Below are 13,625 nucleotides of genomic sequence, written 5' to 3'. Positions count from 1 at the left end.
CCTTCACCGCCCCACCACACCGTCGGGCACCACCCGGCTCCGCGGAAAGAGACCAGTGGACATCTCACTCGAAGTCAACGGCAGAACCGAACACCTGGACGTCGAACCCGGCGTCACGCTCCTCGACGCGCTGCGCGAGCGCCTCGATGTCACCGGCCCGAAGAAGGGCTGCGACCGCGGGCAGTGCGGCGCCTGCACCGTGCACGTCGGCGGCCGGCCCGTGCTCTCGTGCCTCACCCTGGCCGCCACCGTCAAGCAGCCCGTGACGACCGTCGAAGGACTGTCCACTGAGGACCGTCTGCACCCGGTGCAGCAGGCGTTCGTCGACCAGGACGCCCTGCAGTGCGGGTTCTGCACCGCCGGGCAGATCATGTCGGCGGTCGCCGCCGTCGAACAGGACGTCGAGGACGTGCGGGAGTTCATGTCCGGCAACCTCTGCCGGTGCGCGGCCTACCCGAACATCGTCAAGGCCGTCGAGCAGGCGAGGCGGGCCGATGCGTCCCTTTGAACTGAGCGCACCGACCACCGTCGAAGCCGCCCTCGCGACGCCGGGCACGTTCCTGGCCGGCGGCACGACCCTCGTCGACCTCATGAAGCTCGACGTCCTCACGCCGGAACACGTCCTGGACATCAACCAGGTCCCGCTGCGCGGCATCGACACGAGCGACGGCCTGCGCTTCGGCGCGCTGGAGCGGATGAGCGCCATCGCCGCGCACCCGCAGGTGTACCCGGCGATCTCGCGCGCCCTGCTGCTGAGCGCGTCGCAGCAGCTCCGGAACATGGCGAGCATCGGCGGGAACCTGCTGCAGCGCACCCGCTGCTCGTACTTCCGCGACGTCGCGATGCCGTGCAACAAGCGCGAGCCCGGCAGCGGCTGCTCCGCGATCGACGGCGCGAACCGGATGCACGCGATCCTCGGCACCAGCGATTCGTGCGTGGCGACGCATGCCAGTGACGTCGCCGTCGCCTTCGTCGCGCTCGACGCCCGCGTGAAGCTGGCCGGCGCCGAAGGCACCCGCGAAGTCGCGCTGCGCGACTTCTACCAGCTGCCCGGCGACACGCCCGCGCTGGAGAACGACCTGCGCCCCGGCGAACTGATCACCGAGGTCGTCGTGCCCCGGCTGGACTGGGCCGCGAACTCGACCTACGTCAAGGTGCGCGACCGGCAGTCCTACGAGTTCGCGCTGTGCTCCGCCGCCGTCGCGCTGGACGTGCAGGACGGGATCGTCGCGGACGCCCGGGTCGCGGCCGGTGGCGTCGGGACGGTGCCCTGGCGGCTGCCGGGCGTCGAAGAGGCGCTGCGGGGCGCGCCGGCGACCCAGGCCACCTTCGAGGCGGCCGCGGCCGTGGCCGCCGACGGCGCGCGGCCGTTGTCCGCCAACGCGTTCAAGGTGCCACTGCTGCAGCGGACCATCGTCCGGGCGCTGCTCGAACTGACCGAGGGGAGTTCCCGATGATCACCCGGCTCGACGCGCCGCTGAAGGTCACCGGCCAGGCCAAGTACGGCGCCGACCACACCTTCCCCGGCCTGGTCTACGGCTACATCGTGCTCAGCACCATCGCCCACGGCGAGGTCGAGGCGATGGACGTCGCCGCGGCGAAGGACGCGCCCGGCGTGCTCGGGGTGTACACGCCGTTCGACTCACTGCCGCTGCGCACGCCCAGCCTGCCGATCTTCGGCGACACCTGGGTTCCGCTGCAGGACAAGGAAGTCACCTACTACGGCCAGCCGATCGGCTTCGTGGTCGCGGAGACCTTCGAGCAGGCCCGCGACGCCGCGGGGCTGGTCGAAGTCGCCTACCGCACGCGGCCGGCCCGGACCTCGCTCGCCGAAGGCCTCGACACCGCGGAACCCGCGTCACCGGGCTTCGACGAGTCTCCGCCGGAGATCGAGGTGCTCGAAGACGGCGTCGAATCGATCGAAGCCGCCCTCGCCGCGAGCCCGGTGGTCGTCGAGGCGACCTACACGACCGCGACGCAGAACCACGCCGCGATGGAACCGCACTCCGCGGTCGCGGTGTGGGACGACGGCGAGCTGACCATGTACAGCGGGAACCAGGCCACCCACATGCAGGCGGCCGAACTGGCCATGGCGTTCGAGCTGGCGCCGGACGCCGTCCACGCCGTCAACCCGTTCGTCGGCGGCGCGTTCGGCGGCAAGGGGCGGACGTCCACGCCGGCGTTCCTCGCCGCCGCGGCGGCCCGGGCGCTGGGCCGGCCGGTGAAGGCCGCGCTGACCCGCGAACAGGTCTTCACCGCCACCGCCGGCCGGGCCGCGACGGTCCAGAAGCTCGCGATCGGCGCCGAACCGGACGGCACGCTGACCGCTCTGCGGCACGACTCGTGGTGCCACACCGACACCGCGCGCTCGTTCGTCGAGCCGACGTCGCACGGCACCTCGCGCGAGTGGTACGCCACGAAGAACCTGTCCATCACGCAGAAGATCGTGCCGCTGAACGTCCCGCCGACGACGTTCATGCGCGCCCCCGGCGAGGCGCCCGGGTCGTTCGCGCTGGAGAGCGCGATCGACGAGCTCGCCGTCAAGCTGGGCATGGACCCGATCGAGCTGCGCGCCCGCAACAACTCGACCGCCCCGCCCGGGCACGACCTGCAGTGGTCGAGCAAGCACCTCGACGAGTGCTTCCGGATCGGCGCGGACCGCTTCGGCTGGGCGCACCGCCCGGCGGGCAGCCGCACCGACGGCGACTGGCTCGTCGGTATGGGCGTGGCCACCGCGGTGTTCCCCGCCCTGCGGTTCCCGGCGACCGTCGGCGTCACCCTGCGGGCGGACGACACCGCCGTCGTCGCGACGAGCGGCGCCGACCCCGGCACCGGCCTGCTGACCGTGCTCTCCCTGGTGGGCGCGGAATCGCTGGACATCCCGGCGGACCGGATCGTGCCGCGCCTCGGCGATTCGGCCCTCCCGCCGGGCGGCATGTCCGGCGGCTCGACCGCGACGGCGAGCGCGGGCACGGCGATCATGCTCGCGGCGACCAAGGCGATCGACGAACTGACCGCACTCGCCGCCGATCCGGGCGCGCCGTTCGAAGGACGCCAGGTCACCTACGCCGACGGCCGCGTCTTCGCCGACGGCGATTCCATGACCTTCGGCGAGCTGCTGCGGGCCGTGGGCCGCGAATCGCTCGCGGTGACCGGCACGTCGGCACCCGGAGAGGAGATGACCAAGCACTCGTTCGCCTCGTGGGGCGCCCAGTTCTGCGAGGTCCGGGTGCACAAGTGGACCCGGGAGGCGCGGGTGTCCCGGCTGCTCGGGGTGTTCGACGCGGGCCGGATCATCAACGACAAGGCCGCGCGCAGCCAGATCATGGGCGGCATGATCTGGGGTGTTTCGGCGGCGCTGCACGAAGGTCTCGAAATCGAGGCGAACGGCCGGCTCGCCAACGGCGACTTCGCGAGCTACCTGCTGCCGGTCAACGCCGACATCCCGGAGGTCGACGTCCACTTCGTCGAGTACCCGGACACCCTGCACAACGCGGTGGGCGCCCGGGGCCTCGGCGAGATCGGCACGGTCGGCATGGCCGCGGCGATCGCCAACGCCGTGTACAACGCCACCGGCATCCGGGTCCGGCACATCCCGATCACCATCGAGGACCTCCTCGAAGGCTGACGGCGTGGGGAAGGGCGTCTCCGGGCGTCCTTCCCCATCCCGCACCGGAAATTCACGGCGTCTTCGTCCGCTTGGCCGATCCGGGCCGGACGCCGTTATCCATCCGCGACAACGCGGGAGACGGAACGCCCATGACGGCGGCCCGTCCGCGGTCCTAGGCTGACGGGCGCTTCCCCCGACAGTCCACGAAGGGACCTCCCGCATGACCGACCCCGTCGTCCCCACCACGTCCGGCGCGGTCCGCGGTCAGATCACCCCCGCCGGCGTGGCGCTCTTCCGCGCTATCCCCTACGCCGCCGCGCCCGAAGGCGAACTGCGCTTCGCCGAGCCCGTCCCCGCGCAGCCGTGGGAGGGCGTCCGCGACACGCGGAGACCCGGGCCGACGGCGCCGCAACGCCGTCACGACGTGCCGGGCCTCGACCTGACCCCCTTCACCGGCACCGGCTGGCGACCGGGGCCGGAGTACCTGACGGTGGACGTGTGGACGCCGCAGCCGGGTGGCGCGGCGCTACCGGTGCTGGTGTTCGTGCACGGCGGCGCGTTCCTCGGCGGCGCCGCGTCCGCCGCGGTCCACGACGGCACGGCGTTCGCCCGCGCCGGCGCGGTGCTGGTGACCGTGCAGTACCGGCTCGGCATCGACGGGTTCCTGCCGCTGGACGGCGGGGCGAGCAACCTCGGCCTGCGCGACCAGCTCGCGGCCCTGCACTGGGTGCAGGAGAACATCGCCGCGTTCGGCGGCGACCCGGCCAACGTCACCCTCTTCGGCTCGGCGTCCGGCGCCGTCAGCGTCGCCTGCCTGCTGGGCTCGCCGCTCTCGGCCGGGCTCTTCCGCCGCGCGATCGTCCAAAGCGGACACCCGGACATGGTCCGCGACGGCGTCCAGGCCCGGCGGCTGGCCAAGGTGGTCGCCGACGAGCTGAAGGCGGAACCGACCGCGGAGGCGTTCCGCAAGGTGTCGACCGAGCAGCTGCTCGACGCGCAGGACGCGGTCCTGCGCCCGGGCGGCGCGCCCGACCTGCGGGACGCGCTGGGCTACGACCGCGGGTACGGGTTGAGCCCCTTCCTCCCGGTGGTGGGCGACGACGTCCTGCCGCACCACCCGAGCACGGCGATCAAGGCGGGCGCGGGCCGCGACGTCGACCTGATCGCGGGCAGCTGCAGCGAAGAGATGCGGCTCTACCTGGTGCCGACGGGCGCGCTGGAAGCGGTCACCGACGACCAGGCGGTGGCTTCCCTGGCGGTGTCGCACCCGGACCCGGCGGGCGTGCTGTACGCGTACGGCCTCGGCTCCGGCCGGACGGCGGGCGAGGTCCTGGTCGAGGCCCTGACGGACCTGGTCTTCCGCGACGGCGTGCGCGACCTGGCCGAGAACCACAAGGGCCGGACGTTCCGGTACGAGTTCGAGTGGGACTCGCCCCTGCTCGAAGGCCGGTTGGGCGCGTGCCACGGGCTGGAGCTGCCGTTCGTGTTCGGCGCGCTGGACGCGGTCTCGGGCCCCCGGGGCCTGCTCGGCGAGAACCCGCCGAAGGAGCTGGCCGCCGACTTGAACGGCGCCTGGCTCAGCTTCGCGACCACGGGTGCCCCGGGCTGGGCGGAGTACACCGGCGAGGACACGATGTTCCACGCGTACTGACTGCGGGCGACACGGGCCGGCTGAGCCGCGAGGCACCGCCGGCCGCCCCACTCACGGCTCGGCTGCCGCGCGCCGCGTGATCGCCGCCGGGCGGCCAGGCACCTTCCGCACGCCGCGCGACCGCACCCGGTCCGCCCGGGCGTAGATCACGAACCGGTCGAGGACTTTGCTCCAGCGGGCTGGCTCCGGGCCCGGACGGTTGACGACCGGCCTGCCGCGCTGCCAGGCTCAGGCCGCCCGGACGGCCGGATGAATGGGGACCACCGATGCCCGAGGCGGGCTCTGCCGCACCGCCACGCGCCTTAGTTCGCACGCTCCTGCGCAGCGGCACACCCGCGGAACCCACCGAGCCCGTTCCCGACAACGGCGACCTCACCGCCGTCGGGGACGCGACGCTCGCCCGCGCCTCGCGCTACTGGGTCGTCGTTCCGCTGGCCTACCGGGTCGCCGCGTTCGTCAAGGTGTTCATCGGGTTCACCGCGGCGAACGGCGTGCTCGGGCTCGGGCCGGTGCTGGGCGCCACCGTGTTCGCCGTCGTGGTCAACACCGCCGCGGTGCTCTGGGTGCTGCGTTCGGGCGGGTTGCGGGCGCGGCTCACCGGGCGTGCCCTCGGGCTGGACCTCTCGCTCGGCGTGGCCCTCAACCTCGTGGTGGCGATGACCGCCCCCGCCTCGGTGCAGCCGTTCGCCGTCGACGTGTCCTGGACCTGGCTCGTCGGCTCGGTCGCCATGTGGGCCGGAACCTCCGGGCTGCCCGCGGCACTGTGGCTGTTCGCCGCGGCCGTCCCGCTCCGGGCCGCGCTGACGCTGGCCGGCGGCCTGCCGCTGAGCAACCCGCTCGCCGTGACGCGGTCGATCGGCTGCATGGTGGCGCTGGCCGTGGCGATCGTGCTCGCCGTGGCGATCCTCATCCTGCTCGGCGTCGGCACGCGGTTCGCGGTCGACATCGGGCTGCGGCGCGGGCGCGAAGCCGAACGCCACCGGACGCGGCGCATCATGCACGACAGCGTGCTGCAGACCCTCGAGGCGTTGGCCATCTCGGCGCCCGGCGACGACGCCCAGGCCGTCGCGCGGCTGTCGGAGCTGCGTTCGGTCGCCAAGGCGGAAGCGGCCGAGCTGCGCCGCCGGATCACCGAGCCGGTGCCGACCGGGCCGACGCGGAGCTTCGCGGTCGAACTCGCCGACGTCGCCACCGACCTGGCGCGCGACGGCCTGCGCACCCAGCTCGTCGCCGCGGACTTCGCCGACGACCACAAGGTCTCCCAGGACCGGCGCACCGCGTTGTGCGAAGCGGTCCGGGAGGCGCTGCGCAACACGGTGAAGCACTCGGGGACCAAGCAGGTCGTGCTGCGCGTGGAAGAACGCGACGGCGGCATCGCGGTGGTGGCCCGCGACCAGGGCCAGGGCTTCGACGTCCGCGCCCGGCCGCCGGGCTTCGGCATCAGCCAGTCCATCATGGCCCGGCTCGCCGAGGTCGGCGGGCACGGCACGGTGGACTCGCAGCCGGGGCGCGGCACCCGCGTCACCATGTGGGTGCCGGGCTGAGCCAGGCGACGGCGTCTCCCGGGCGTCGGTTGGCCGGATCCCGGCGGTTCATGGCAATCCAGCCACTCCCCCGCGCCCGCGAAGATCGCTAGCTTCGGCACGTGTCGAAAATCCTGCTCTCGATCCACGTCCTGGCGGCGATCCTCGCCGTGGGCCCGGTCGCCGTCGCGGCCAGCATGTTCCCCGCCGCGGTCCGGCGGGACGACGTCAAGGCGGCGACCCTGCTGCACCGCATCTGCCGCGTCTACGCCTACGCCGCCATCGCGGTTCCGGTGTTCGGCTTCGGCGTCGCCGGCACGATGCACGTCATGGGCGACCCGTGGCTGCTCGCGTCGATCGGCCTGACGGCGGTCGCGGCCGCCGTGCTCGCCCTGCTGATCCTGCCGCGCCAGCGGCGCCTGCTGGCCGCGGAGTCCACTTCGGACACCCTCGGCCGGCTGGCCGTGCTGACCGGCGTGTTCAACCTGCTGTGGGCGGCGGTGACGGTGCTGATGATCGTCCGGCCCGGGTCGTCGACCGGTGCCTAGACCCCGACCGCCAGCGGGACGCGGACCGCCACGAACTCCGGCCGGTGCCGCAGGGCGAACCCCAGGGAGAGGTAGAGGCGGATCGCGGAGGTGTTCCCCGCCGCCGCGTGCATCATCGGGATTTCGCCGCGCTCGCGGATGCCCGCGGCCACCGCGAGCACCAGCCGCGTCGCCAGCCCCTGCCCGCGGTAGGCCGGGTCCGTGCAGACCGCGCTGATCTCCGTGTAGCCGGGCGGGTGCAGCCGCTCGCCCGCCATCGCGACGAGCGCGCCGTCGCGCCGGATGCCCAGGTACGTGCCCAGCTCGACGGTCCGCTTCCGGAACGGGCCCGGCCGCGTCCGCTCGACGAGGTCCAGCATCTCGGGCACGTCCGCGGGGCCGAGCCGGACGGCCTCCGGATCGGGCGCGGCCGCGACCCCCTCGTCGACCAGCTGCACGCCGGGGATCTCGTCGAGCACCTCCCAGCCGGCCGGCGGCCGGGCGGTGGCCGCGGCGAGCACGACGACCGCCCCCGGTCCGGCGAGCTCGGCGACGTCCAGCCAGTCCTGCTCGCCGGGGTCGTCGGGCAGGGCCAGGAACGGCGCGACGTCCTCCGGGTAGCGCAGTACGCGCCCCTGCCGCTCCGCGAAGTGCGCGTGCGGACCGGCCAGCGAGGCCCAGGTCGGGTTGTCCAGCGGAGAAGCCATGCCTCCAGCATGCGGACACCCGGGCGGTAGCCGCGGTCACTCCCACATCCTGGGTCGCCAGCCGCCCTCCGAGGTCCGGCGTGGAGCCGGCCGACGGGCTGTCGGGCGCTCAGCCGACCGTGGTCAGCTCCTCGTCCGAGAGCACCTCCGACCCGGCCGTCACGACCAGCCTGCCGCCGCCGACCTGGTAGCGGTAGTCGCCGTTCACCGCGACGAAGCCGGCCCCGGACGCCTCGGCGGGCAGCGTGATGTGGGTGTCACCGGAGGCCGCCTGGCCGCGGGCCTGGCCGTCGTAGAAGATCCGCCCGTCGGGGGTGCGGCAGATCGTGACGACGGACTTCGCGGTCTGCCCCACGAGCAGCGCCGTTCCGGTGCCGCCCGGCAGGTAGCGGGCCGCGTCCGGCGGGCACGGCTTGTCCGCCGCCGTCGTCGTCGTGGACGGCGTGACCGGCGGGGTGACGCCGTTCGCGGTCGTGACCACGGTCTTGGTCGACGGCAGCACCGGCGTCGTGTACTGCGGGAACGGCCCGGACGCGGCCGGCGCGGGCCGGGGGCGTCCGGCGAACAGCAGGACCCCGCCCACCGCGAGGCCGGCGACGACCATCAGAGCCAGCAGGACCCACAACGCCCGAGCGCGGGCCCGGCCCGGTGCCAAGCCGCCGCAGGTGCCGCAGCGCCCGGCCGCGGGGTCGTTGACCGCGCCGCACTGCGCGCACGTCCAGGGAAAACCCGCCATCGGGCCTCCTTAGGCCCGGCGCCACGCCACGCCGGTCCCCCCATCGTCACCGACGAGGGCACCGGCTGCAACGGCTCGCGATCAGCCCTGCACGACGTTGACCATCCACGGGATGCCGAACTTGTCGACGCAGGCACCGAATTCGTCGCCCCACACCTGCTTTTCGAACGGAACCGTCACCGTGCCGCCCTCGCTCAGCTTGTCCCAGTAGCCGCGCAGGTCGTCGGCGTCGTCCCCGCTGAGGCTCACCGAGATGTTCGTGCCCGGGTGGTGCTCCATCCCGGCCGGGGTGTCCGACGCCATCAGCGTGAAGCCGTTTTCGGCCTCCAGCTGGGCGTGCATGATCTTGTCCGCGTCCGCGCCTTCGGGCGCACCCGATTCCCCGAACGTGTTCAGGGTGAGCGTGCCGCCGAAGACACCCTTGTAGAACTCCATGGCCTGCCGCGCGTCGTCGCGGAAGCTCAGGTACGGGTTGAGGCGAGAAGCCACGGCCATCTCCTTCGATCGGACGAGACCAGCATCCTCGCAGAGCCCGGGAGCTGCGCCAATCGGCGGATTTTCAGGGCCGTGGCCGTTCGGACGGCCCGGTTCAGAGCACGAACCGCCGCTGCGCGACGGGTTCCATCGGCAGCGAGCCGTGCAGCGCGGCCCGGGCGCGCAGCTCCAGGGCCCGGTCCAGCGGCCGGGCCCCCGGCGCCGCGGTGTGGAACGTGCCCCGGTCGAACAGGTAGACCAGCGCCAGCTTCCCCTCGCGACGCCCGGCCGGCTCGGCGAACTCGACGGTCGCGAACCGCAGCGAGCCGCCGTAGCCGGCCCTGGCCAGCCGGTCGGCGACGTCGACCAGGTCGCCGGTCAGCACGCGCAGGTCGCGGTTGCGGCGCCAGCACCGGACCGTCGAACGGCCGTGGAGGTCCTGCGTCACCAGCGGGTGCACCGGCAGCCGCGCCGACGTCGCGGCGATCAGCTCCGCCCGGGTGCGCGCCAGCGCGTCCCCGTCGATCTTGAAGTCGACCGTGCCGCCGCCGGTCGGCGTGAGGCCGAGCGCGGCCCGCACCCGCGGGGCGGCCGCGGCGAGGGTGTAGAGGGACTGCAGGTGCGGGCGGGAGGTCCAGCACCGGACGAGCTTGCTGTCCAGCAGGGTCACGACGAACGTTCCTATCCTCATTGCGAAGGCCGCCGGACCGGGCGCACTGGCAGTGTCCACTGTGGACGTCAGGCGCGGGGACGCGGGACCGGAGAGGACAGCATGCGCCCGCGGCGCGCGTTCCGGACCGCGACACCCACCGCGGCGCGGCGAACGGCACCCGCCCGCCGCCGAACGGTCGCTCCGGTACGTTCCGCCGATCAGCGGTACCCCTCGCCTCACGCGGTGGCGATCACGACCTTGCCGAAGTTCTCCCGCTGCTCGAAGCGCCGGAAGGCCGCTCCGGCGTCCTCGAACGGGTGAACGCTGTCGATGACGGGCTCGATCGGCCACACGTCGAGCCACCGGAGGAGGTCTTCGGTGTCCGCGCGGCTGCCGACCCAGATCTTCCGCACGGTCGCGCCGCTGCGGAACAGGTCCATGAAGTCGACCGCGGGCCCGCTGCGGCCGACGAACCCGACGAGCGCGATTTCGGCGTGGTGCGTCCCGGCGGCGACCAGGGACTGCGCGAACGTGCCGGGGCCGCCGACCTCGACGATCCGGTTCGCACCCCGTCCGCCGGTGGCGTCGAGCACCGCCTTGCCCCAGTCCGGCGTCGCGACGTAGTCGATCACCGTGTCCGCACCGAGCCCGCTCAGCTTCGCCGCCTTCTCCGGGCTCGAGGTCGTCGCGACGACCCGGGCCCCGCGCGCCTTCGCCAGCTGCACGGCGAACAGGGAGACGCCGCCGGTGCCGAGGGTCAGCACGACGTCGCCCGGACGCAGACCGTCCAGCGACGTCCACGCCGTCACCGCGGCACACGGCAAGGTCGAGCCCTGCTCGAAGGTCAGCGAGTCCGGCAGGGCGACCAGTGCGTGCTCCCGGACAGCGCGGTATTCCGCGAGCCAGCCGTCCTGGCCGTTGCCGTAGCCCACCAGCGTGCCGGGCATCCGGCCGGCGATCCAGTCCGCGTGGAAGGCGTTGATCACCCGGTCGCCCTCGGCGAAGCGCGTGACCCCCTCGCCGATCGCCGCGACCTCACCGGCGGCGTCCGAAACCGGGACCAGGGCGCCCGCTCCGGAGCCGAAGTGCTCACCGTTCAGGATGAGCAGGTCGCGGTAGTTCAGCGACACGGCCCGCACCCGCACGAGCACCTCGCCGTGCCGCGGCCGGGGCACCGGCTCCTCGCGCTGGACCAGGCGGCCGGATTGGGGACGGTAGACGCGCACCGCAACTCCTTGATGTTAACCGATTGGCTAACATCGACCATGGCACAGCCGCTCGCCCGCGGGCAACCGGGGATACTCGGACCATGGCCAGCCGCACCGCGACCCCCCTGGACCACCCGGACCTCGACGACGTCTCCTTCGCCGAAGCCCTGGAGGCACTGCGTGACCCGCACCGGCTGGCCATGGTCGCCGCGCTCGCCCGCGAACCCGGCCGGCCGTGCGGGGCGATCATGCCGCCGGTCAGCAAACCGGCGGCGTCCCGGCACTTCAAGATCCTGCGCGCGGCCGGACTGCTCCGGCAGTGGGACAGCGGCACGCAGCGGCTGAACGCCCTGCGCCGCGAGGAGTTCGACCGGCGCTTCCCGGGCCTGCTCGACTTGGCCCTCGCCGAAGCCGCGCGCGGCTGATCCGCCCGTTTCTCGCCAACCAGACATTTAGCGTTGCTAAAGGCTCTGGGGCAGAGCTACCTTCGGCGGCATGACCGAACTCGCCGACCGGCTGCTGGGCACCGTCCAGGGAATCCGCCGGGTGCTGCGCCGCCGGGTCCGCGTCGGCCTGCCGGGTCCGCCTTTGCCCGGCGCCCAGGTCGAGCTCCTGCGCGTCGTGGCCGACCACCCCGGCATCGGCGTCGCCGCGGCCGCGCGCGAACTGCACCTGGCGAACAACTCCGTCAGCACGCTGGTCAACCAGCTCGCCGACGCCGGGCTGTTGCACCGCGAAGCCGACCCCGCCGACCGGCGCGCGGCCCGGCTGACGGTGACCGCCGCGGCCGCGGACCGGATGGCGGCCTGGCGCCGGGCCCGCACCGGGCTGGTGGCCGACGCGCTCGCGACACTGTCCGAAGAGGACACCGCGACCATCGAGCAAGCGTTGCCCGTGCTCGAGAAACTCACCGCCCTCCTGAAGGAGCAGGCATGACCGAACCCGCGGCGGTGCGCTGCACCGGCCTGAGCCACTCGTTCGGCGCGACCCGCGCGGTGGACGGCGTGGACCTCGAAATCCACCCCGGCGAGGTGTTCGGCCTGCTCGGCCCGAACGGCGCCGGCAAGACGACCACCCTCCGGATGATCACCACACTGCTGCCGACCACCCCGGCCCGGATCACCGTCTTCGGCGTCGACGTCGCCCGCCGCCGGATGGCCGTGCGACGGCTGATCGGGTACGTCCCGCAGCAGCTGTCCGCCGACGGCGCACTGACCGGCCGCGAAAACGTCGCGTTGTTCGCGCGGCTCTTCGACGTGCCCCGCCGCGGCCGGGCCGACCAGGTCCGGCAGGCCCTGGACCTGGTCGGGCTGGCCGACGACGCCGACCGCACGGCCAAGACCTACTCCGGAGGCATGATCCGCCGGCTCGAACTCGCCCAGGCCCTGGTCAGCTCGCCCCGGCTGCTCATCCTCGACGAGCCGACGATCGGCCTCGACCCGGTCGCGCGGTCGTCGGTCTGGGACCGCATCGGCTCGATCCGCGAGGCCACCGGCATGACCGTGCTCGTCACGACCCACTACATGGACGAGGCCGAGCAGTACTGCGACCGCGTCGCCCTGATGCACGCCGGCCGGATCCGCGCGTTGGGCACCCCGGCCGAGCTGGAGAGCGACCTCGGCCCGAAGTCCACTTTGGACGACGTGTTCCGGGCCGTCACCGGGAACGGCCTGACGAGCGAAGAAGGAGGGATCCGCGGTGTCCGTGCCACTCGCCGTACCGCCCGCCGTCTCGGCTGAGGAGGGCCTGCTGCGCCGGCTGCGCGTGCTCGGCGCCCGCGTCGGCGCGATGTGCCTGGTGGAGCTGCAGAAACTGCGCCGCGACCAGACGGAGCTGCTCACCAGGGCGATCCAGCCCGCGCTGTGGCTGCTGATCTTCGGCGAGACCTTCACCCGGCTGCGCGCGATCCCGACCGGCTCGACGCCGTACCTCGACTTCCTGGCGCCGGGCATCCTGGCCCAGTCGGCGTTGTTCATCGCGATCTTCTACGGCATCCAGATCATCTGGGAGCGCGATGCCGGTGTGCTCGCCAAGCTCCTGGTGACCCCGACCCCGCGCGCGGCCCTCGTCGCGGGGAAGGCGTTCGCGGCCGGGGTGCGCGCGCTCGTCCAGGCGCTGATGGTGCTGATCCTGGCCGCGGTGCTCGGCGTCGGGCTGACCGCGAACCCGGTGAAGCTGCTCGCGATGGCCGTCGTGCTCGTGCTCGGTTCGGCGTTCTTCTGCTGCCTGTCCATCGTGATCGCCGGGATCGTGCTGTCGCGGGAACGGCTGATGGGCATCGGGCAGGCCATCACCATGCCGCTGTTCTTCGGTTCGAACGCGCTGTACCCGGTCGACCTGATGCCGTCGTGGCTGAAGGTGCTCAGCCACGTCAACCCGCTGAGCTACCAGGTGGACGCCCTGCGCGGGCTGCTGATCGGGACGCCCGCCCACCTCGGGGTCGACTTCGCCGTGCTGGCCGCGGCGACGGCCGTGGCCGTTTCGGTCGCGTCGGCCCTTCTCGGCCGGTTGGCCCGGTGAGGCACATGTCTCAGCGA

At 73.2% G+C, this 13,625-nt stretch carries 15 protein-coding genes; 10 read left to right on the top strand and 5 right to left on the bottom strand.

The annotated features are described in order from the left end of the window. Nucleotides 1-55 precede the first annotated feature (55 nt). The 6 genes from ACLJPY_RS25850 (at nucleotide 56) to ACLJPY_RS25825 (ending at nucleotide 7,332) form a co-directional block, all read left to right on the top strand. On the top strand, nucleotides 56-508 hold the full coding sequence (locus tag ACLJPY_RS25850; RefSeq protein WP_410592200.1) for a (2Fe-2S)-binding protein: 453 nt from the start codon (nucleotides 56-58) through the stop codon (nucleotides 506-508). Then, entirely contained in the window at nucleotides 495-1,457 is a 963-nt protein-coding gene (locus ACLJPY_RS25845) for an FAD binding domain-containing protein (RefSeq protein ID WP_410592198.1), read from the top strand. Before ACLJPY_RS25850 ends, ACLJPY_RS25845 begins: the two co-directional genes overlap by 14 nt. Beyond that, nucleotides 1,454-3,628, top strand: coding sequence for a xanthine dehydrogenase family protein molybdopterin-binding subunit (locus ACLJPY_RS25840; protein WP_410592196.1), 2,175 nt, complete (start codon nucleotides 1,454-1,456; stop codon nucleotides 3,626-3,628). The genes ACLJPY_RS25845 and ACLJPY_RS25840 overlap by 4 nt, the downstream gene beginning before the upstream one ends. A gap of 202 nt (nucleotides 3,629-3,830) precedes the next feature. Further along, the gene (locus tag ACLJPY_RS25835) at nucleotides 3,831-5,261 is read left to right on the top strand and encodes a carboxylesterase/lipase family protein (protein ID WP_410592194.1); all 1,431 of its coding nucleotides are present in this window, start codon (nucleotides 3,831-3,833) and stop codon (nucleotides 5,259-5,261) included. A 266-nt stretch (nucleotides 5,262-5,527) separates the two neighbouring features. Beyond that, nucleotides 5,528-6,805, top strand: coding sequence for a sensor histidine kinase (locus ACLJPY_RS25830; protein WP_410592192.1), 1,278 nt, complete (start codon nucleotides 5,528-5,530; stop codon nucleotides 6,803-6,805). A gap of 101 nt (nucleotides 6,806-6,906) precedes the next feature. Next, nucleotides 6,907-7,332 carry a hypothetical protein gene (locus tag ACLJPY_RS25825; RefSeq protein WP_410592190.1) on the top strand — a complete coding sequence of 142 codons (426 nt, stop codon included), beginning with the start codon at nucleotides 6,907-6,909 and terminating at the stop codon, nucleotides 7,330-7,332. Here the strand turns inward: ACLJPY_RS25825 and ACLJPY_RS25820 are convergent. From ACLJPY_RS25820 to ACLJPY_RS25800, 5 genes are all read right to left on the bottom strand, one after another. Continuing rightward, nucleotides 7,329-8,018, bottom strand: a complete 690-nt coding sequence (locus ACLJPY_RS25820) for a GNAT family N-acetyltransferase (RefSeq protein ID WP_410592188.1) — start codon at nucleotides 8,016-8,018, stop codon at nucleotides 7,329-7,331. The genes ACLJPY_RS25825 and ACLJPY_RS25820 overlap by 4 nt on opposite strands. Nucleotides 8,019-8,127: 109 nt before the next feature. Continuing rightward, the gene (locus tag ACLJPY_RS25815) at nucleotides 8,128-8,754 is read right to left on the bottom strand and encodes a hypothetical protein (protein WP_410592186.1); all 627 of its coding nucleotides are present in this window, start codon (nucleotides 8,752-8,754) and stop codon (nucleotides 8,128-8,130) included. A gap of 81 nt (nucleotides 8,755-8,835) precedes the next feature. Continuing rightward, the gene (locus ACLJPY_RS25810; protein ID WP_410592184.1) at nucleotides 8,836-9,243 is read right to left on the bottom strand and encodes a VOC family protein; all 408 of its coding nucleotides are present in this window, start codon (nucleotides 9,241-9,243) and stop codon (nucleotides 8,836-8,838) included. A 100-nt stretch (nucleotides 9,244-9,343) separates the two neighbouring features. Beyond that, nucleotides 9,344-9,898 (bottom strand): PspA-associated protein PspAB, encoded by a 555-nt coding sequence (gene pspAB / locus ACLJPY_RS25805; protein WP_410592183.1) that lies wholly within the window; start codon nucleotides 9,896-9,898, stop codon nucleotides 9,344-9,346. A gap of 218 nt (nucleotides 9,899-10,116) precedes the next feature. Beyond that, entirely contained in the window at nucleotides 10,117-11,106 is a 990-nt protein-coding gene (locus ACLJPY_RS25800; RefSeq protein ID WP_410592181.1) for a zinc-dependent alcohol dehydrogenase family protein, read from the bottom strand. 83 nt (nucleotides 11,107-11,189) lie between these two features. Between ACLJPY_RS25800 and ACLJPY_RS25795 the strand changes: the two genes are divergently transcribed. The 4 genes from ACLJPY_RS25795 to ACLJPY_RS25780 all read left to right on the top strand — a co-directional run bounded on the left by ACLJPY_RS25795 (nucleotide 11,190) and on the right by ACLJPY_RS25780 (nucleotide 13,608). Further along, the gene (locus ACLJPY_RS25795; RefSeq protein ID WP_410592179.1) at nucleotides 11,190-11,513 is read left to right on the top strand and encodes an ArsR/SmtB family transcription factor; all 324 of its coding nucleotides are present in this window, start codon (nucleotides 11,190-11,192) and stop codon (nucleotides 11,511-11,513) included. Between the two features lie 70 nt (nucleotides 11,514-11,583). Continuing rightward, nucleotides 11,584-12,024 (top strand): MarR family winged helix-turn-helix transcriptional regulator, encoded by a 441-nt coding sequence (locus tag ACLJPY_RS25790; RefSeq protein WP_410592177.1) that lies wholly within the window; start codon nucleotides 11,584-11,586, stop codon nucleotides 12,022-12,024. Beyond that, nucleotides 12,021-12,827 (top strand): ABC transporter ATP-binding protein, encoded by an 807-nt coding sequence (locus ACLJPY_RS25785; RefSeq protein WP_410592175.1) that lies wholly within the window; start codon nucleotides 12,021-12,023, stop codon nucleotides 12,825-12,827. Before ACLJPY_RS25790 ends, ACLJPY_RS25785 begins: the two co-directional genes overlap by 4 nt. After that, entirely contained in the window at nucleotides 12,787-13,608 is an 822-nt protein-coding gene (locus ACLJPY_RS25780) for an ABC transporter permease (RefSeq protein ID WP_410592173.1), read from the top strand. The genes ACLJPY_RS25785 and ACLJPY_RS25780 overlap by 41 nt, the downstream gene beginning before the upstream one ends. Nucleotides 13,609-13,625 lie beyond the last annotated feature (17 nt).

This window comes from Amycolatopsis sp. lyj-23, assembly GCF_046549135.1.
Lineage (GTDB): Bacteria > Actinomycetota > Actinomycetes > Mycobacteriales > Pseudonocardiaceae > Amycolatopsis.
Note: the sequence above shows the minus strand (reverse complement) of the source record. Positions and strands in the feature narration are given on the sequence as shown.